This is a genomic window from Flavobacterium piscis, from assembly GCF_031457575.1.
In the GTDB taxonomy this organism is placed as follows: Bacteria; Bacteroidota; Bacteroidia; order Flavobacteriales; family Flavobacteriaceae; genus Flavobacterium; species Flavobacterium piscis_A.
The window spans coordinates 82,044-100,962 of sequence record NZ_JAVDWQ010000016.1; the positions used below are offsets into that span (position 1 = coordinate 82,044).

The following is an 18,919-nucleotide window of genomic DNA, read 5'->3' on the forward strand; positions in this document are numbered from 1 at the left end:
GATGGGCTTTCTACCAGGTTAGTGCGTTTTTGGTAGTCGTATTTTTTGATTTTTTTCGGGCTATCGCATCCAGTTGTTTTAACAGTTCAGGTTTTTTCTGTTCAACATCCCGTTTCATAAATATATTTTCCTGGGTATGGTAAATCATTGCTCTTTCTTTGGTTACTAAATATTTCAATTGATAAGTTCCAAATTCTCTTAGTGTTTTATCCTTATCTAAATCTGTACTTAAGCCTTCCGCTTCCAGTTGTTCCCAGTTTCGTTGTGCTTCTTTTTTTGCTATTTTTATATTTTTATTAATCAGCCACTTTTTTACTTGTTCTGAATTTAATATTAGGGCTATATTTCCATATTCTGAAGGAACTATTTTTGGAGCATCTGAAGAAGATTCTTTTTCTTTATTCTCCAATTTAATCCGTTCCAATTCTTTATACTTTACCAAAATAGTGTCTATCTGGCTTTTAGTAAGTTCCACTTCTTTTTCGTATTTGATCACAGAAGAGTATTTATTATTAGTGTACGAACCTTCAGATAATATATTGACATGTAATAAAATAAGAGGTTCTTCCAATGCCATTTTTTTTGCTAAAAGGTCTCTTTTGGTTTTCTCATATCGATCCGCTTTTTTATCTAGAAAAACATTTTTAGCCAAGTGATAATTGATAATTTTAATGTATTCAGTCCTATCATTTTTATCGGCAACCAGTTGAAGTTTTATTATTTTTTCCCAGTCACTTTTTGCCTCATCTTCTGATTGTTCCTGATAAATTATTTTAAGTAATGATACATATTGCTCTTTTGCCAGAATACTGTGGAGTTTTTTATTATAAATTCGGATCGTTTCTTTTAAGGATATTTTAGGAACACCAGCCAAAGAATCGTTTTGTTTTCGTATTTCGTTTATTTGTGTGGATTCCAGTTTTAACTGGGGAGCAAAATTTAAGGCTGCCAAATAACGATTATCATGATCTGTTGCATATCCATAAGTGTCCAATTCTTCAGGAGAGAAAATAGGTTTTAAAAAACCGGCATCTACTGTATAATACGATTTCAATTGAGCAATAGGCTCACCCTTAACAATACTGACATTAGCGAGGCTGTCGGCAGCATAGAGTTTTCTGCCTAATTTAATTTGCGTGTCTTCTGATAAGTTTACTTTTGAATTTACTTCATCTATTTTATAGATAATGTGTGCGGGAAACAGTTTGTTTACATTTGGACTTACTTGTGCCAAGCCTAAAACTGGCTGAAGCAGAATACCTATGAGGAATGTTTTAATTAATTTTGTTTTCATCTTTAGTATTTAATAATTTATTATTTATTTATGTTTTTATATATGCAATCGATTACATAAAAACAAAAAAAAAGAGTTATGGTTATTGCTTTATAAATATCATTTAGAACCATGTCCTGTTACCCTGATCATCTATTATAAAAGGACGTTCTAATTTTTTAGAATCGCTGGACAGGAATAATAGTAAAGCATTTTTTGGTATTTTGGAAAAAAGCATAGATGTAACCTGATCTTTTACTTCCCGGGTATCTACAAGTTTCCAACCGTTGTTCCAATAAAATAATTTATAGGTCACACCCATTTTAAATTTTAAGTATTTATCGGCTTCGGCTATTATCACTTCCCTGGTTTGGGTTAAATCAGGAGTCAGTATTAGTGGCTCTCGGTCTCCAATTACTGCTGGTGCACCAGCAGGAACCAATTTTCCGTCTCGATAGTATTGTGGGATTATAACCGTTTTTTTACAGACTGTAGTAAAAACCGTTTTCCCGTTTTCTGCTTTTCCCCACCAAAAAGGTCTCCATGCCAGTCCGTTAAAAGTAGTTGCATATACAATATTAGATGGATTTGTTGAAGGATATAGCGGGCATGTTACATCAGTAGTTTCCCAATAATCTTTGGTTACGTCTATGTAATTTCGCTGTCTCAAAATAGCGGTAGGAATATTGTTTTTATCTTCAAAACTAGCCAATGTCCCTGGCTGTTTGGAATATGTCAGACGGAGGACTTTAGCAGGTTCCCTTTTTAAACTCTCTTCAAAATCCTTAGCCCCATAATCGCAATTATAGGTTTGCATTTTATCATCAAAAAAAGTGTTCGTAAAATGTCCTCCTGTAGCAGTTGCCCAATACGGAATTACATTTACAGCTGCAGGGATACCTTGTGAACGCATAATAAATACTCCAAGGTCTGCAATGTCCGGGCAAGGGCCTTCTTTTCTAAACAATAATTGCAAAGCACTGAGCCTTGGTAAAGGTTCTTTTCGTGTCTCCCCCCAGGTATTGGTGAACCAGGTTTCATAATCATCTTTTACAGAAAATAAAACGGGTTTGAATCCTTTGGATGGGATTTGCTCACTGATCCACTTAAATTTATCGGAATAAACAGGGCGCCATTCCTGTAAAGGTTCTTCACTCACGCGGTAAGGCAAAATATATTCGCAAAAATCAGTAAATGAGATATTTTTCACTGCAGAAGAATGCCAGGCTGTAAAGGCTTTTTCAAGATTTTGAATTAAGTAATCACCTGTAATAGTTTCTAGATCCTGATACAGAACGGGTTTGGGCTGTAGTTCCGGATTTCTTTCCTTAATCGCTGTAAGAGCCTTTTTTGCCTGCCCAAAATCAGGGTAGGCTAACTCATTGTAGTCGACTTTTTCTTTTGCCTCGTTTTCCCAATAATAATCGGCGGAGGAATGAATATCCATGTTGCTGATTAAAAACTGCATTGCTTTTATTTTTAATACGTCTGCTGTTTTTTCGGTGTATTGAAGTGCTTTTTCAAGTTCTGTCCTGTTATTTCCGGATTTTTTTAAAACGGCCTCCACAGCATCCGGGTATTGGGCGTGTAATACAAAGGGAAATAATAGAAAAATTACTTTTTTAGTGTGTTGTGATATTTTTCCAGTAAAATTTTTAAACATCAGAATGTTTTTTAAGGTTTATTAATTTTGAATGGTAGTGCAATGAACTGACTATTGGTTCCATTAACTTTTTTTTCTGGTGACTTCTTCTGATTCTATTTTTTTTAATAAGTACCAAGCTGTTTTCTTATATTGTTTTACTTTAGCTGATGGAATTTTGGGTTCAAGTGCTAAAATTTCTTTGGCTGTTATTGCGGTATTGACAATATCCTTGTTTTTGAAGTAAGCCTGCATTAATCTGAAACGATATCCAAATTTTGAAGGCAGTAAAAGTACGAGTTGCTTATATTCAGCTATAGCTTTTGGGTAATCGTGAAGCTTTTCATAACACATACCGGGAGCAAAATATAAATCAGGGAGGGAACTCCATTTTTTTGCTGTACTAAAACAGTCAATCGCCTGTTGGTAGTTTTTTGTTTTGATGTAAATAATGCCCAGATTTTTCCAATAATTCCGATCGTCACTTAAATAATTTTCCAGACCATGCATTATCTGCAACGCCTCTTTATATCGCTTCTCTTCTTGAAGTATTGATGCTTTTTTATTTTCTCTGTCGGCTATAGCCATTCCAGAAACAATACAGAGCAGATAACAACTTAAAACAATAATCGTTGTCTTATAGAGAATTGGAAATGCATTACTATGCAAACGAAAATTGAGAAACAAAGGAAGCTGTAAAGGTTTTAATTTACTGCAGATAATAGCGGCATAAATAATCAATAAAGCCATTATGGGCATGATTTGAACCGTAGAATTGACCATAGACATTCCGATAAATGCTATAACTCCTGAATAACTTATATTAAAATAACTGTTTTTTACTTCAGAGCCATTTGATTTTTCACCATCAGTTCTTGTTCGCCGTTTTACAGCAAAGAAAAGGGAACCAAAAAACAGCCCGGTCAATATAAGTCCAATGAAGCCGCCTTCAACTAAATTATGCAGCAATTCGTTGTGCGGCATAATTACAGGTCCGGCATTCTTAAGCTCTTCCGGTGTGGTTTTTCCCTTTTTTATATAATCGGCCTGATATAAATTGTATTCCTTTTCAAAATAACCATATCCATAACCCATTAATGGTTTTTCCAGTGCCATAACGGTCGACACTTTCCAAATAAATTTCCGACCGTCAGCAGAATCCTTTTTGGCATTATACAAATACGAACTGAGTGGGATTATGATCAGAAAGCTTAAAATAAACAGGGCTTTTAATATGGGTTTGTTCTTGTTCTTTTTTATCCAGGAAGCCATATTATATTCCAGACTGTAAAAAACAACTACTGACACAATTGTACCTATAAATGCTGCACGGCATTTAAGCAGAAACAAGGCTATTACCAGAATGAAAAAGGAAATACGGATCAACCACTTGTATTTTTTCCTGAAGAAATATAAAAAAGCAGGGGTTGTCAGGGCTAAAAAGATTGCCGTCACATTTGGATTATTATAGCTTCCGGTAACCAAAAAAAGCAGGCTATGGCTTTTAAATACTCCTAAGGATTGTAAAATACAATAGAGTGATTCAATGATGGAGAGTAGTATTATGCCGTAAAAAAAAACGCCAAACTTAAATTCTGGCAAACTAAATAAGGTAGTTGCACTGATCAGCAAGAAAAAGAGAGTAAAAAAGTATATCGCAAATAAGGGAACAACTGAGTGATTAAGGCATTGGAAAAAAATATAGGAAGACCACAAACCAAAAAAGAGAATTGGTGTTTTTAACAGTATTGCTTTATAGCTCCGCAAATAAAAAAAAGAGCATATGATTGCAAAAAGGAACGTTGTTATGCAAAAACCATAATAAGCGAAACTGGTTGGATCATAAAAAAAATCTGTAGTGATTAATCCCATTGTTAAAGCTAATAACAATAAGATTGTAGGTGTCCAGTCTAAAGAAATACGTAAGGTCAATTTGAGTCGATTAGTTGTCGACAAGAATACACCAAATATTAGAGGTACGAAATACCTGAATTTAGTGATATTTTAACAAAATTCACAATTAGTTCTATTTAGAATAATCTTTTAACATTAAATTCGAATGATTTTAATATTTGCATTTTATTAAACTGATGCAACAGAACACTGAACATCAAATTAATACATCTTCACTGCAGATCCTAATTTCTCCGGCTATATGCAATCGTTTTTTACTAAAATTAGATTTTTTGTTGCTATTTTAAGGTAAAATCACTAAATTGCTTCTTTGATTTTTGCCTAAATCAAATGGTAACGGCTAAAATGCCTGAACTCATTGAGTAACCAGAACCTCATCCAAATACCAGGAAATCACCAATAATACCCAAATAAAATAAATTAATGTATGAGTGAATATATTAAAATTAAGCGGGGATTAAATCTCAAACTGATAGGGGAAGCTGTGAAGTTTGTTCAGGACATGCCCATAGCTGACATATTAGCCATAAAACCAACCGACTTTATTGGTCTCGATCCAAAATTACTGGTCAAAGCAGGCGATGCTGTATTTGCAGGCACCCCTTTGTTTTATAACAAAAATAATGAAGCCGTTAAAGTAAGCTCTCCTGTTAGTGGCGAAGTGGTCGAAATTCTTCGTGGAGAAAAAAGAGTGATCCTGGAAATTAAAATACTGGCAGACAGGGAAATTAAATATGCCTCATTTAAAAAATCAAATCCTAATAATTTAAGGAAAGAAGAAGTTATTGAAATATTATTGGACAGCGGCCTTTGGCCATTTATCCGTCAGCGTCCTTATGGTATTATTGCCAATCCCAGTGAAAGTCCAAAATCTATTTTTATTTCTGCTTTTGACAGTAATCCATTGGCTCCCGATAATGATTTTATCATGTCCGGTAAAGAAATTGATTTTCAAACTGGCTTGGATGCATTAAAAAAATTAACTGATGGAAAAATACATTTGAATGTAAGGGACAATCCTGCTCCTGCTTCTATTTTTGCACAAGCAAAGTCGGTGCAAATCAACAAAATATCTGGTCCTCATCCTGCGGGAAATGTGGGCATACAGATACATCATATTGATCCCTTAAACAAGGGAGAAGTAGTTTGGTACATCAATCCACAGGATGTGTTAATCATTGGAAAATTATTTAATGAAGGAATATTTGATGCAACAAGATTGATTGCATTAACCGGTTCACAGATTAATAAACCAAAATATTATAAAACCACTATAGGCTGCTCTATAAAAAAAATCATTGCTGATGGTGGATTAAAAAAGGGACAAAACAGAATTATCAGTGGTACTATTTTAACGGGTAATCAAATTTTACCTGATGGCTATTTAGGTTTTTATGATTCGCAAATAACCGTTATTCCTGAGGGCAATGAGTTTGAATTTATGGGGTGGCTGACTCCCGGCTTTAATAAATTCAGTGTGTCCCGTACTTTTTTCTCTTGGCTGACACCCAATAAAAAACACGTCCTGAATACCAACCTGCATGGCGAAGAACGCCCTTTTGTAATGACCGGGCAATATGAAAAAGTTTTTCCAATGGATATTTACCCCGTATATCTTTTAAAATCAATATTAATTGAGGATATAGACATGATGGAAAAGCTGGGCATTTACGAAGTAGTGGAAGAAGATTTTGCACTCTGTGAATTGGTCTGTACATCTAAGATAAAATCACAGGAAATCATACGTCATGGACTTGATATTATACGCAAAGAATTCAGTTGACACCAATTGATTTACATTTAATTCAAATCAATTTTTAAATAGAAAACTATTTATTTATTCAAAACAAATAGAACACATCGTTAAATAATTATTAATACACTGATTTATAATGAGTTTAACCTCATTTAAAACAAGTAGAGATCTGAATTTTATCATTAAAAATAATTGAATTTGAAGCCACTTAGAAAATTACTGAACACTATAAAACCCAACTTTGAAAAAGGGGGAAAACTGGAAAAATTTTATCCGGCATTCGATGCGTTCGAAACTTTTCTTTTTGTTCCCGATCACACCACTGCAGGCAAAGGTACCCATGTACGTGATGCGATAGATTTAAAACGCACCATGATATTGGTTGTACTTTCCTTAGTTCCCTGCCTTTTATTTGGTATGTGGAATGTTGGCTACCAGCATTATCAGGCTTTGGGAATTACGGATGCTTCCTTACAGGATAATTTTATTTTCGGGCTAATCAAAGTAATGCCGTTGATTATTGTTTCTTACGCTGCCGGTTTATCAACAGAATTTATTTTTGCCATCATAAGAAAACATACCATTAACGAAGGCTTTTTGGTTTCAGGTATGTTAATTCCATTGGTAATGCCTGTCGATGTACCACTATGGATGGTCGCAGTTTCAACAATTTTTGCAGTAATCATCGGAAAAGAAGTTTTTGGCGGCACTGGTATGAATATTTTAAATCCGGCACTTACGGCCAGGGCATTTCTATTTTTTGCTTATCCAACCAAAATGTCAGGAAATGAAGTATGGATAAACACAAGCATGGACAAAGGGCAGACTTTAGTAGATGCTTACAGTGGTGCTACCCCTTTGGGAGACGCTGCTGCAGGTCTTGCCGATAAAATTCCCGGAACGATGGAGTCCTTTATTGGCGCCATTCCCGGCTCCATAGGCGAAACCTCTACAATTGCCTGTTTGATTGGTGCGGCTATTTTATTATACACAGGTATTGGCAGCTGGCGTATCATGTCGTCCGTTTTTGCAGGTGGATTTTTAATGGCACTTATTTTTAATCTGTTTGGATCGAATACATTAATGCAGCTAACACCACAACATCATTTAGTTTTAGGCGGCTTCGCATTTGGTGCCATTTTTATGGCCACTGATCCGGTAAGTGCAACACAAACTAATACAGGAAAATACATCTATGGTTTTTTAATAGGAATGTTTGCCATTCTGTTCAGGGTTTTTAACCCGGCATATCCTGAAGGAATGATGTTATCCATTTTATTTATGAATGTAATGGCCCCTTTAATAGACCATTATATTGTTGCAGCAAATATTAAACGAAGACTAAAAAGAGTAAAGCCCGTACAAAATGAAAATGCATAAAGACAGCAATAAGGCCACATTTCTTTTTTCCTCCGGTATGGTGGTAGTTATTGCTATACTATTATCTGTAACTGCTATTAGCCTTGCTCCGTATCAGGCAAAAAATATCAGGACAGAAAAAATGAAAAACATTTTAACCAGTGTTTCTGTATCTGCAGAAACCGATGAGGCAGAGCAGTTTTTCAACCAATATATCACCAAACAAATTGTTTTAAATAATAAAGGAGAAGAAGTAACCGGCAAAGTTGCGTTTGATATAGACCTTAAAAAAGAACTGGACAAAATCAAAACAGGTAAAACGGATGAACAATTATTTCCTCTCTTCATTTGTAATAAAAAAGGAAAATCTTTTTATATCATTCCTGTACGGGGAAAGGGATTGTGGGGACCAATATGGGGTTACATCTCCCTGGAAGGCGATATGAACACTATTTACGGGGCCAGCTTTGGACACAAAAGTGAAACACCCGGGCTTGGCGCCGAAATTGAAACAAAAAAATTTCAGCAGCAGTTCATCGGGAAAAAAATATTTGATGAATCAGAAAATTTTGTTTCGGTAAAAGTTATTAAAGGTGGTGCATCTCCAACTGATATGCATGGTGTGGATGCCGTTTCAGGAGCAACAATAACCAGTAATGGTGTTACAGAAATGTTTAAAAGAACACTTAGCAATTATATACCTTATTTTAAAAGTAAAAGAGGTCGTAATTGATAAACTTAAATAGCAGTATATGAACACAAAAACAACAACTCCTGCAAAACCGAAAGCACAAAAGGAAGGTTTATTTTCACCAAAAAACAAACGGCTTTTGTATGACCCGTTAAACGATAATAACCCAATTACCGTACAGGTATTGGGTATCTGTTCGGCATTAGCAGTTACAGTGAAAATGGAACCATCTATTGTTATGGCCATTGCGGTAATAGTGGTATGTGCTTTTTCGAATGTTATCATTTCGTTTATCAGAAACATTATTCCAAACCGCATTCGCATTATTGTCCAGCTAACCGTAGTTGCTACAATGGTTATTCTGGTAGACCAGTTTTTAAAAGCTTTCGTGTTTGATGTAAGCAAGCAACTATCCGTTTTTGTTGGGCTAATTATTACAAATTGTATCATTATGGGCCGGTTAGAAGCATTTGCTATGGCAAATAAACCCTGGCCATCATTTTTAGACGGTATTGGTAACGGATTTGGTTATGGATTAATATTAGTCATAGTTTCCATGGCAAGAGAACTATTTGGCTCCGGTGAATTGATGGGTTTTCAAATTATACCGGAATCCGTTTTTAAGATGGGATATTTTAATAACAGCCTCTTTATTATGCCACCCATGGCACTTATTATTGTTGGAATTATGATTTGGATACAACGCAGCAGGAACAAAAAATTAATAGAGTCCAAATAATTCTACTGACAGCGATTAAAAAACAACGTTATTTAAACTTTTTTTTATGGAACATGTAAATATTTTTATAAAAGCAATTTTTATTGAGAATATGATATTTGCCTATTTTCTGGGCATGTGTTCTTACCTGGCCATTTCAAAAACCGTAAAAAGTGCTGTAGGATTGGGTTTTGCAGTGATATTTGTTTTACTGATTTCCGTGCCGGTTTGTTATATGCTGGAGAAATATGCTTTAAAAGCAGGTGCATTAAAATGGCTGTCCCCTGACTTTGCAACAATCGATCTTAGTTTTTTAAGTTTTATCATGTTCATCGCAACCATTGCTTCCATTGTTCAGCTGGTAGAGATGATAGTAGAAAAATTTGCCCCTGCCCTATACACAAGCTTAGGTATATTCTTACCGCTCATTGCTGTAAATTGTTCTATTTTGGGTGGCGCATTATTTATGCAGGAAAGGGAATACGCCACATTAGGGGAAGCAACCGTTTTTGGATTCGGTTCTGGCGTGGGTTGGTTTCTGGCGATAGTTGCATTATCAGCTATTAGGGAAAAATTAAGGTATTCAAATATTCCTGCACCTTTAAGAGGTTTGGGAATTACTTTTATCTTAACTGGATTAATGGCTATTGCATTTATGAGTTTTATGGGGATTTCGTTATAAATCTATAATCAAATAAAAGAAATGATAATTTTAAGTATAAATAGTACAACAGTTATTAGCAGCATAATTGTTTTCTTAGGATTCAATTTGGTACTGGTGTATATTATCCTGTATGCAAAATCAAAACTAACTCCTTCCGGATTAGTCAAAATAATCATTAACGGAAAAGAAGTGCTTGAAACTGAAGCTGGTTCAACTCTGCTGACCACCCTGGCTGATAAAAAAATATTTTTACCATCGGCGTGCGGCGGCGGCGGAACCTGCGCCATGTGCAAATGTCAGGTATTATCTGGTGGCGGCAGTATTTTACCCACAGAAACCCCTTACTTTAACAGAAAACAACAGCAATCAAACTGGCGATTGGGCTGTCAGGTAAAAGTGAAACAGGATATGGAAATAACCATTCCTCAAAAAATACTGGGAATTAAAAAATGGGAATGCGAAGTTGTTTCAAATGACAATGTGGCTACCTACATTAAGGAATTAATCGTAAAATTACCCGAAAATGAATTTCTGGAATTTGAGTCGGGTTGTTATATTCAGTTAGATACACCTGTTTGTGAAATTGATTTTAAAGATCTTTATAAAATTGATGATCGATTTAAGGAAGATTATGATAAGTTTAAAATATGGGATCTGAAAATGAAAAATCCTGAACCCATTTTCCGCGCTTACTCCATGGCCAATCACCCCGCCGAAGGAAACATTATTATGCTGAATATCCGTCTTGCCACTCCCCCATTCGACAGGAAATCTGGTGGATTTATGAAGGTAAATCCGGGGATTTGTTCCTCTTATGTATTTGCCTTAAAGCCAGGCGACAAAGTGAATATAGCAGGGCCATTTGGCGACTTCCATATCAAGCCTACAAAAAAAGAAATGATTTACATTGGTGGCGGTGCGGGAATGGCACCGTTGCGTTCCCATCTATTTCATATTTTTCATACCCAAAAAGAAAGGGATAGAAAAGTTACTTTCTGGTACGGAGGAAGATCATTAAAGGAAGTTTTTTATACCGATCATTTCCGGGACATCGAAAAGGAATTTCCAAATTTTCAATACAATATTGCGCTCTCAGAACCGCTCCCTGAAGACAACTGGACAGGTCATACAGGTTTCATTCATAATGTGCTGTATGAAAATTATCTGAAGCATCATGAAGCACCAGAGGATGTTGAATACTACATTTGCGGTCCACCTATGATGAACACTGCTGTTTTTAAAATGCTTGACGAACTTGGTGTCCCGCCTGAAAATATTGCTTTTGATGATTTTGGAGGATAAAAAACAATTATGACGAAATTCCTATTCCCTATTCTTGCATCCATTATTTTCCTTACAGGCTGTAACTCCAATAAAAAATCTTTAATTAAGATCGAAGGAAATGCGCAGGGAACCAGCTACCACATTTCTTATATATCTGATGACGGAATCAATCACAAAACAGCCATTGATTCACTGTTAAAAGAGATAGACGTATCCATGTCAACCTGGCTTCCCGGTTCAATTATTTCAAGAATAAACAATAACGACAACAGTGTTGTGGTCGATCAATATTTTATGGATGTGTTTCATAAATCACTTGAAGTTTCAGAAAAAACCGATGGTCTTTTTGATGTAACAGTTGGTCCCTTGGTCAATTCCTGGGGATTTGGCTTTAGTAAAAAAGCTGCTCCGGATAGCACCACAATTGATAGTTTGCTTCATTTTGTGGGCTACAAAATGTTGAAACTTGAGGGAAACAAAATAATAAAAGCGAAACCAGGGATAAAAATTGATTTTAATGCCATTGCACAGGGATATTCAGTAGATATTTTGGCCAATTATCTTGAAAACAAAGGAATAAACAATTACTTGGTTGAACTAGGTGGAGAGCTTAAAGCCAAAGGAAAAAAAGAAAATGAAAATTGGAAAGTTGGCATTGATAAACCCGATGAAAAAGCAACATCTCAAAGAAAACTTGAAGCTGTAATAAATTTAAACAATAAAGCACTGGCTACTTCTGGAAATTATCGAAAATTTTATGAAGAAAACGGCCAAAAATTTTCTCATATCATCAACCCAAAAACCGGCTACCCCGCCAAACAAAATTTATTAAGTGCCACGGTAATTGCAGATGACGGCATTACTGCAGACGCTTATGCTACTGCTTTTATGGTAATGGGATTGAAAAAGTCGATTCAGTTTTTAGAAGACAACAAAGACTTAAAACTGGAAGTATATTTTATTTACGATGAAAAAGGAAACTGGAAAACATATGCCTCTGAAAGTTTAAAAAAGTGGATAAAGGAACTGCACTAAGATTTACATTTCTCCTCAGGCTTTGCCCCACAAATACCGCAGGTTCCCTCCTCGTTTTGCATTAATGGATTATTACTGCTGCAAGTACCGGAAAACCTTCCATCTTTTTTCACTACTATTTTAATGGCAATCCCCGCAATGGCAAAAGCTAAAAGAACAATTGAAAGAATGATCGTTTCCATAATTAAATATCGTTATTGAAAAGTTTCACAATGTTGTTGACATTCCTGTTTTTTTCTGGATTTTATAAACTTCATTTATTATTCAGGGTCAATTAATCTAATTTCTTAGTGCCGGTGATATAGGAATCCAAATGATCAATGGTATTTTTTTGAATATCGATTATTGCCATTACCACATCACCAATGGAGACAATACCCACAACTTGGTCATCAGACAAAACTGGTAAATGCCTGATTCTTTTAGTGGTAATCAAATCCATACAATGATCTAAATTATCCGTCGGCTTTACAGTAATCACATCTCTATCCATGATTTCATGCACGAAAGTATCTCTTGAAGCTTTGTTTTTTAAAGCAATTTTTCGGGCATAATCCCTCTCAGACAGAATCCCTTTTAAAACATTATTTTCTATTATTAAAAGAGCCCCAATATTTTTTTCTCCCATTATTCTCAATGCTTCATATACTGTAATAGTAGAAAGTATCGAATGGACTTCTTTTCCTTTTACGTCTAATATTTGATTTACAGTCATAACAGATATATTTAATTGATAATAAATTTAATGAAAAATACACGATAAAGGAACAAAAACTTCAATTATATTTTAAATTTTGTTCCTGTCACATATATTAATATCTATCATAATTTGTTCTAATTTTTTTAAAAAAATTACTGATATACAACACCTTATAAATCTTTAAGATTCCTGATTCATCCAAAAAAGTTTCAACTATAACAGCTACGACAGAATCAACAAAGGAAAAATTTGAACAAGAATCAGTTTCTATATAAGGTCTGCTTCAAGTAACTTTTTGGCTATGATTAAACCTGATTTGATGGTGGTTAGTTAGTTCCAAAATAGCTGTTTACCTTAAGTTGCTTTGATCCTCAATATTCAGCAATTTTGCATTAGAGTGGGCTTTATGCAACTCTTTTCTTTGCTCATTCCAATACAATTATGCTGTTGATATTCCAGAATTTTAAGGTGTAAACTTTTCTATTGTGTGTAATTCTAAAAGAGGATATTGAAATTACCGGCTGTTTTTCAAATTGACTACCCTTTTCAGGATGAAAATATTAAAAATTCACCCTAAAACTTATATTTGGTGTCAGACCAAGTGATTTGTTGTCTACCTGAATAACAGCATCCGGGTCATTTGGATTGACTTTGTAATACCTGTTGATAATATTATTTCGATTGGCAGCATTAATTACACCCGCAGTAATCGAAGCTTTAACAGACTCCGATAAATTAAAATTATAATTTAAAGAAGCGTCTAAACGGATGAAATTATCCAGATTTTCGCTGTTTGGGGAGTCATAATTCACCATGATATAATTTCCGTTTTGAATGGTTTCATTACCTTCAATTGGTTTTGTATAGGGCTGGCCATTTCTCCAGATACCACCAACAGCAATTTTTAGATTTTTAAGGATGTCATAATAAAAACCAAGTGATACAGAGTGTCTAATATCTACATTGTTAGGAAAAGTTGAAGGTGTAAAAGCATCAAATTCATAGTCATTTATACTAAATGTGTAACTTGCCCAAACACTGTATTGGCGCGCTGTTTTATTGGCTAAAAATTCAAAACCCCTGGCCGTGTAACTTCCATTTGCGTTATTAAACTGAAAATTGTTGTAAAAACCCTGATTAGAAGCTGTAATGCCGTCAACAATTTTATAAAAACCTGTAGCCTCAATATTCAGTTTATTTTTATTGAATTCTACACCAAAAGAGCCTTGTTTACTTGTTGCAATTGGGATGTCTTTATCTGTTACTAAAACCCAACGCCTTTTTTCGACACCTAAAAAATCATCTTCAAAATCCACGATTTGAGTAGTAGATTGATTTTTAAATTCCCCTTCTAATTTTAAAGCAAATTGATCTGATAATTTTTGTCGAATGTTTATTCTTGGCTCAACCAAAAGCTTTTCGAATTTTTGAAAATAATTCAAACGCAATCCAACTCTCAAATAGGTAGAATTTTTATTGTATTCAACCTCAGAAAATAAGGCGTGATTCAATAAAACATCTTTTTTAGTACTGGAGTAAAACGGAGCACTAACAACAGTTTGATTTAACATCCCCGTTTCATTGAATTGATACCCAAATAAGAAATTTAAGTTGTCATTAGTTTTGTAATAGGTATTGAGTTTAACTCCAGTGTCCAGTACTTCATTAGCCTGGGTTAAGCGCTGATCAGTTTCCACTCTGTAATCTATAGCACCAATATTATATCTGGAAAAGTAAGTGATGAAGTTTGAACTTAATTTTGGATTCCATTGTGCTTTCCAATTCCCGCCGTAACCAATGTTTTTCTGGGATAAACTACTGGTTTTAGATTGGGTTTCGTTTGAATTTGTAATGTGGCTTTCTGAATAATCCAAAGCGTTATTAATACCAATAATATTCGCTCTGAATTGATGTTTTTCATTCAAATCGAAAAGTAATTTAGCGGTATAATCATAAAAGTAAAAATCAGAAGAGGTATTATTCTGATCACTATCCGCATTGATTTCAGTGTCCTGAAAACTACGATCAAAGTATTTAGTGTATGTAGGAGATTTAAACAAATCAGTAATAGAACGGCGTCCTGAAATATGCAATTCTATTTTTTTAGTTATTGGAATTTCTAAAAAAGCATCGGCACTAATGGAGTTAATTCCAGCACCACCAGAAAAGATATTGGTAACCAGATCTTTCGTATACATGTTGATCGTACTGGAAACACCATCACTGTACTCAGCACTTGTCCCGTTTTTACTAACGATAACTTTGCTGGTAAGATTAGGATTGTAAGCAGATATTAACCCGAAAAAATGACCGGAATGATACATTTTAATATTATCCCAAAGCACTAAATTCTGATCGTTGGTCCCACCGCGAACGTTGATATTGGCAATACTTTCATTGGTACTTTCAACACCGGGAAGCACTTGTATGGATTGCATAATATCTGGTTCTGTCATGCCGGGAAGAATTCCGAATTTTTTAGTATTTAAAACGGTGCTTCCATCCAGGTATTTTTGCAAACCGGGCGTTAAATAGACATTTATCAGGACCTGATTTAACTCTTCATTTTTTGTGGAAAGCACTATTTCCTTGCAATGATTTTGCGCTGAAAACAATTCGTTAGCAGAAAACTGCCTGGATTCAAAACCCAAATAGGAAATGGTTAACGTTGCATTTATTGGAATATTTTGGAGGCTAAATGCACCGTTTTTATCGGTTATTGTGCTTTTTCCGATGTTATTTACAACTACTGAGGCGCCAGTTAAACGAGATTTTTTTTCATCGGAAAAAACAATTCCACAAACGGATATAGTTTTGTTTAGCACTGAAACAGTAACATACCGATCGTCTAAAGCTTTAAAATTCAAAAGCGTTTTCGAGTTTAGATAATCTATCGTTTCTTGTAACGTGAAGGAAACATTTGGTTTTTCAATTGCAATGTTGGCTACATCTTCAACGGCATACGAAAATTTAATATTGAATTGTTTTTCGATGGAAATAATTACCTCGGTTAAATGAACTTTTTCAGGGATATTTTGTCCATAACAAATACCTCCAATGCAAAGCAGCAAATAAACCAGCCATTTATTTAACACCATAATTGTAAAATATAATGGTTTTGCCTTGAATCCTGTAACTTAATTTAAGCGGAATTGTAACCGCCTGAAGCGCTATTTTTTTGTCAGTATGTGTAAAACTTCCCGTAAACAGTTTTGAAGTATCCACATCCTCAACTTTAATTTCTATATCATATTGACGCTCCAGTTCTGCAATAACCTGATCTAACGGGATCTTATTAAAACTTGATTCTTTTTGAATCCACGAAGGATTTTGGGCATTAAAATCTTCAATATTTTCGATAATGCCATTTATAACCCGGAATGTTTTTCCGGGAGGTAATTTAATAGTAGCATTATTATACGTCACGCTTACTAATCCTTCGTAACAATTCACTTCAAAATAGTTTTTGCGCTCTTTTACGTTAAATTGTGTCCCTAAAACGGTAACAACTCCCGCAGTTGTATTTACATTAAAAGTCTGCCCTTTCTGAACTTTAAAAAAAGCTTCTCCTTCTAAAGTTAAAGCTCTTTTATCAGCCCATTTTTTGTCGTTAAAACTTAATTTTGAAGCCGAGTTTAATATCACTTCCGAATTATCAGGAAGCATTACTGTTTTTGTTTGCGCTATTTGGGTTTCAAAAGATTTGGTGTTGTTAAAAAACAAAAAATATGCAGAGGTTAACATAATAACCAAAACTGCAGCAACTCTATAAAATGCCCTGAAGTTTAACGTTCTGACTTTTGGTTCCTTTTTAGAATGGTTTCTTTCTTTAAAAGCTTCCAAAGCAGAATGGGCATCTACTTTTGGAGTTTCCAATTGCGATGCATAATAAGCAATCTTTTCAAGCGTTTGCAAATCTTCAGATTGTTTTAAATCTTCAATTTCTTTGCCTGAAAGCTCATTATTTAACCATTTTAATATCTCTTTTTCTTTTTCCATTTTACATCTGTATGTTTATAAGACAACTAACTTTTAAATTACCCTATACTAAATGACTACTTATATATTTTCTATTTGGGCTCTTAATAATTGCAGGGCACCAGACATTCTTTTTTCTACGGTTTTTTGAGAAATATCAAGTAACTCTGCTATTTCCCTATATTTTTTTCCATCTATTCGATTCAATAAAAATACTTCGCGCTGTACCTCACTTAATGATGCAATAGCTTGTGTGAGTTTAAGTCTGAATTCTTCTTCTTCAAATAAATATTCAGGACTTTGATTATTTGTATCTAAGTTAGGCGCATCTTTACCATACCTTAATACCACTTTTTGATGTTTTACCGTATTTAGAAATAAATTATTAATACTGGTAAACAAATACGTTTTGACTTTACTAAAGTCAATTTTAGAACAATTCTCCCAAATTTTGGTAAATGCATCTTGTACCAAATCTAAGGCAGCCTGATCATCGCCACATTTATAATAAGCAAAATTAGTTGCTGATTGCACGTGTTTTAAGTAAAAGTCTTTAAAGTGATTTTCTTCGCAAAGTGTACTTTTTTCGTCGTCCATTGAGTATTAATTCATTTTTTGTAGGTTGTAAATGTAAATTATTTTTTGAAAAGGCAGTTACGTTAATTATAATTGCTTTTTTTTTGAAAAACACACCAACCAATACATTATTGATTATTAAGGTTTTATGTATTTATTTATAAAAAATTATATTTTTTTTTAAAATTTATATAGGGTAAAAATAAGCATGGTTGTCTTACTAACAGAATGGCGGTAAAAACATCGCTTGTCAATATAAAAATACATTAAATTTGAAAATTATGAAAAAATTAAAAATTGTTACAGGAATCGCATTGATGGCTATAATAGGTTTTACATCATGCCAAAGTGAAATTGATGACGTAAAAGAAGAAAATTCAAATACAAATTCAGCAAATTCGACTACAACAAATAATCTGAAACGTACTTCGATGTACGATGGTTCATTTGATGATTTCCTGGATGGAGCATCATGTTCTTCAATTTTGTTACCAGTTACTGCTAAAGTAAATGGCGTTCAGGTTTCTATTCTAAGCCAGGCAGATTACCAACAGGTTATTTCTATTTTTGGGGAATTTAACGATGATCAGGATACTGTTATATTACAATTTCCTTTAAAAGTTAAATTAAGTAACTACACAGAGGTTGATGTTAATAATCAAACTGAGTATAATGCGATTCTTGATGCCTGCACATCAGCAGAAACTTCAGGTCAGGATGCTATTTCTTCAGTAAATATTACCTTCCCAATTACAATTTTAACGTATAATTTAAGTTTAGAACAAACCGGAAGTGTTGTCATCACATCTGAACAACAACTATATACGTATATGTCTAATGTAAGTGCTACGGAATTATATTCAGTAAAATACCCAATTTCAGTGACAATTGCGGATGGAACCAAAATAACAGTTTCCAGTGATGCTGAATTACAAACCGCGATCAATGCATCTTTAAAGACAGAAGAAGCGATGACCACAGCGGTTCAAAACGGAAAAAAACTAGAAACGATTTTAGTTAAAGGAAAATTTAAAGTAGATTCATTTATAAACACTGGAGTTAATTCTGCAAATGACTATAAAGATTTTACGATAGATTTTGCAAATAATTTATCTATAAAAGCTGTGGATCTATTGAATACAACTGTGAATGGAACTTATGCCGTAAGTTCGGAATTAGATGTTTTTCTAAAACTAAATTTTTCAGGTCATGCTTCGTTTACATTATTAAATAATACTTGGAAAATAACCAATTTTACAACTACAACCATCACATTGCAAAGTAAGACTAATGCTGCTGTAACGTTAGTGTTGAAACAAATATAACTGG

General features: G+C 34.2%; 16 protein-coding genes. 8 read left to right on the forward strand and 8 right to left on the reverse strand.

Translation table 11 applies throughout. The features are described 5' to 3' along the window. Positions 1-10: 10 nt before the first annotated feature. The 3 genes from J2W48_RS18685 to J2W48_RS18695 all read right to left on the reverse strand — a co-directional run bounded on the left by J2W48_RS18685 (position 11) and on the right by J2W48_RS18695 (position 4,517). Positions 11-1,294 carry a hypothetical protein gene (locus tag J2W48_RS18685; protein WP_310283272.1) on the reverse strand — a complete coding sequence of 428 codons (1,284 nt, stop codon included), beginning with the start codon at positions 1,292-1,294 and terminating at the stop codon, positions 11-13. Between the two features lie 103 nt (positions 1,295-1,397). Then, complete coding sequence (locus tag J2W48_RS18690; RefSeq protein ID WP_310283274.1) at positions 1,398-2,936, reverse strand: hypothetical protein; 1,539 nt, start codon at positions 2,934-2,936, stop codon at positions 1,398-1,400. Positions 2,937-2,999: 63 nt separating this feature from the next. Then, entirely contained in the window at positions 3,000-4,517 is a 1,518-nt protein-coding gene (locus J2W48_RS18695) for an O-antigen ligase family protein (protein WP_310283276.1), read from the reverse strand. A gap of 739 nt (positions 4,518-5,256) precedes the next feature. Here J2W48_RS18695 and J2W48_RS18700 point away from each other — a divergent pair. The 7 genes from J2W48_RS18700 to J2W48_RS18730 all read left to right on the forward strand — a co-directional run bounded on the left by J2W48_RS18700 (position 5,257) and on the right by J2W48_RS18730 (position 12,336). Next, positions 5,257-6,612 (forward strand): Na(+)-translocating NADH-quinone reductase subunit A, encoded by a 1,356-nt coding sequence (locus J2W48_RS18700; protein ID WP_310283277.1) that lies wholly within the window; start codon positions 5,257-5,259, stop codon positions 6,610-6,612. A 171-nt stretch (positions 6,613-6,783) separates the two neighbouring features. Beyond that, on the forward strand, positions 6,784-7,965 hold the full coding sequence (locus J2W48_RS18705; RefSeq protein ID WP_310283278.1) for an NADH:ubiquinone reductase (Na(+)-transporting) subunit B: 1,182 nt from the start codon (positions 6,784-6,786) through the stop codon (positions 7,963-7,965). Further along, on the forward strand, positions 7,952-8,677 hold the full coding sequence (gene nqrC, locus J2W48_RS18710; RefSeq protein ID WP_310283279.1) for an NADH:ubiquinone reductase (Na(+)-transporting) subunit C: 726 nt from the start codon (positions 7,952-7,954) through the stop codon (positions 8,675-8,677). The genes J2W48_RS18705 and nqrC overlap by 14 nt, the downstream gene beginning before the upstream one ends. A 19-nt stretch (positions 8,678-8,696) precedes the next feature. Then, positions 8,697-9,374: an NADH:ubiquinone reductase (Na(+)-transporting) subunit D gene (locus J2W48_RS18715; RefSeq protein ID WP_310283281.1), complete on the forward strand. Its 678-nt coding sequence runs from the start codon at positions 8,697-8,699 to the stop codon at positions 9,372-9,374. Between the two features lie 46 nt (positions 9,375-9,420). Beyond that, positions 9,421-10,035: an NADH:ubiquinone reductase (Na(+)-transporting) subunit E gene (gene nqrE, locus J2W48_RS18720; RefSeq protein ID WP_310283282.1), complete on the forward strand. Its 615-nt coding sequence runs from the start codon at positions 9,421-9,423 to the stop codon at positions 10,033-10,035. A 21-nt stretch (positions 10,036-10,056) separates the two neighbouring features. Continuing rightward, a complete protein-coding gene (gene nqrF / locus J2W48_RS18725) occupies positions 10,057-11,319 on the forward strand; it encodes an NADH:ubiquinone reductase (Na(+)-transporting) subunit F (RefSeq protein ID WP_310283284.1) in 1,263 nt (420 codons plus the stop codon). A 9-nt stretch (positions 11,320-11,328) separates the two neighbouring features. After that, positions 11,329-12,336, forward strand: a complete 1,008-nt coding sequence (locus J2W48_RS18730; protein WP_310283286.1) for an FAD:protein FMN transferase — start codon at positions 11,329-11,331, stop codon at positions 12,334-12,336. Here the strand turns inward: J2W48_RS18730 and J2W48_RS18735 are convergent. From J2W48_RS18735 to J2W48_RS18755, 5 genes are all read right to left on the reverse strand, one after another. After that, positions 12,333-12,518 carry a membrane or secreted protein gene (locus J2W48_RS18735; RefSeq protein WP_310283289.1) on the reverse strand — a complete coding sequence of 62 codons (186 nt, stop codon included), beginning with the start codon at positions 12,516-12,518 and terminating at the stop codon, positions 12,333-12,335. The two genes, J2W48_RS18730 and J2W48_RS18735, sit on opposite strands and share 4 nt — an antisense overlap. 92 nt (positions 12,519-12,610) lie before the next feature. Continuing rightward, entirely contained in the window at positions 12,611-13,051 is a 441-nt protein-coding gene (locus J2W48_RS18740) for a CBS domain-containing protein (RefSeq protein WP_310283291.1), read from the reverse strand. 545 nt (positions 13,052-13,596) lie between these two features. After that, positions 13,597-16,134 (reverse strand): TonB-dependent receptor, encoded by a 2,538-nt coding sequence (locus J2W48_RS18745; protein WP_310283293.1) that lies wholly within the window; start codon positions 16,132-16,134, stop codon positions 13,597-13,599. After that, positions 16,121-17,035, reverse strand: a complete 915-nt coding sequence (locus J2W48_RS18750; RefSeq protein ID WP_310283294.1) for a FecR family protein — start codon at positions 17,033-17,035, stop codon at positions 16,121-16,123. The genes J2W48_RS18745 and J2W48_RS18750 overlap by 14 nt, the downstream gene beginning before the upstream one ends. 60 nt (positions 17,036-17,095) lie before the next feature. Further along, the gene (locus J2W48_RS18755; protein WP_310283296.1) at positions 17,096-17,611 is read right to left on the reverse strand and encodes an RNA polymerase sigma factor; all 516 of its coding nucleotides are present in this window, start codon (positions 17,609-17,611) and stop codon (positions 17,096-17,098) included. A gap of 260 nt (positions 17,612-17,871) precedes the next feature. On the opposite strand from J2W48_RS18755, the gene J2W48_RS18760 reads away from it, so the two are divergent. Continuing rightward, positions 17,872-18,915, forward strand: coding sequence for a hypothetical protein (locus J2W48_RS18760; protein WP_310283298.1), 1,044 nt, complete (start codon positions 17,872-17,874; stop codon positions 18,913-18,915). Positions 18,916-18,919: the final 4 nt, after the last annotated feature.

Excerpts from the sequence above, each read along its gene's own strand:
- J2W48_RS18685 (WP_310283272.1), bottom strand. The coding sequence starts at position 1,294 with ATGAAAACAAAATTAATTAAAACATTCCTCATAGGTATTCTGCTTCAG.
- J2W48_RS18690 (WP_310283274.1), bottom strand. The coding sequence starts at position 2,936 with ATGTTTAAAAATTTTACTGGAAAAATATCACAACACACTAAAAAAGTA.
- J2W48_RS18700 (WP_310283277.1), top strand. The coding sequence starts at position 5,257 with ATGAGTGAATATATTAAAATTAAGCGGGGATTAAATCTCAAACTGATA.
- nqrC (WP_310283279.1), top strand. The coding sequence starts at position 7,952 with ATGAAAATGCATAAAGACAGCAATAAGGCCACATTTCTTTTTTCCTCC.
- J2W48_RS18715 (WP_310283281.1), top strand. The coding sequence starts at position 8,697 with ATGAACACAAAAACAACAACTCCTGCAAAACCGAAAGCACAAAAGGAA.
- nqrE (WP_310283282.1), top strand. The coding sequence starts at position 9,421 with ATGGAACATGTAAATATTTTTATAAAAGCAATTTTTATTGAGAATATG.
- nqrF (WP_310283284.1), top strand. The coding sequence starts at position 10,057 with ATGATAATTTTAAGTATAAATAGTACAACAGTTATTAGCAGCATAATT.
- J2W48_RS18730 (WP_310283286.1), top strand. The coding sequence starts at position 11,329 with ATGACGAAATTCCTATTCCCTATTCTTGCATCCATTATTTTCCTTACA.
- J2W48_RS18735 (WP_310283289.1), bottom strand. The coding sequence starts at position 12,518 with ATGGAAACGATCATTCTTTCAATTGTTCTTTTAGCTTTTGCCATTGCG.
- J2W48_RS18740 (WP_310283291.1), bottom strand. The coding sequence starts at position 13,051 with ATGACTGTAAATCAAATATTAGACGTAAAAGGAAAAGAAGTCCATTCG.
- J2W48_RS18745 (WP_310283293.1), bottom strand. The coding sequence starts at position 16,134 with ATGGTGTTAAATAAATGGCTGGTTTATTTGCTGCTTTGCATTGGAGGT.
- J2W48_RS18750 (WP_310283294.1), bottom strand. The coding sequence starts at position 17,035 with ATGGAAAAAGAAAAAGAGATATTAAAATGGTTAAATAATGAGCTTTCA.
- J2W48_RS18755 (WP_310283296.1), bottom strand. The coding sequence starts at position 17,611 with ATGGACGACGAAAAAAGTACACTTTGCGAAGAAAATCACTTTAAAGAC.
- J2W48_RS18760 (WP_310283298.1), top strand. The coding sequence starts at position 17,872 with ATGAAAAAATTAAAAATTGTTACAGGAATCGCATTGATGGCTATAATA.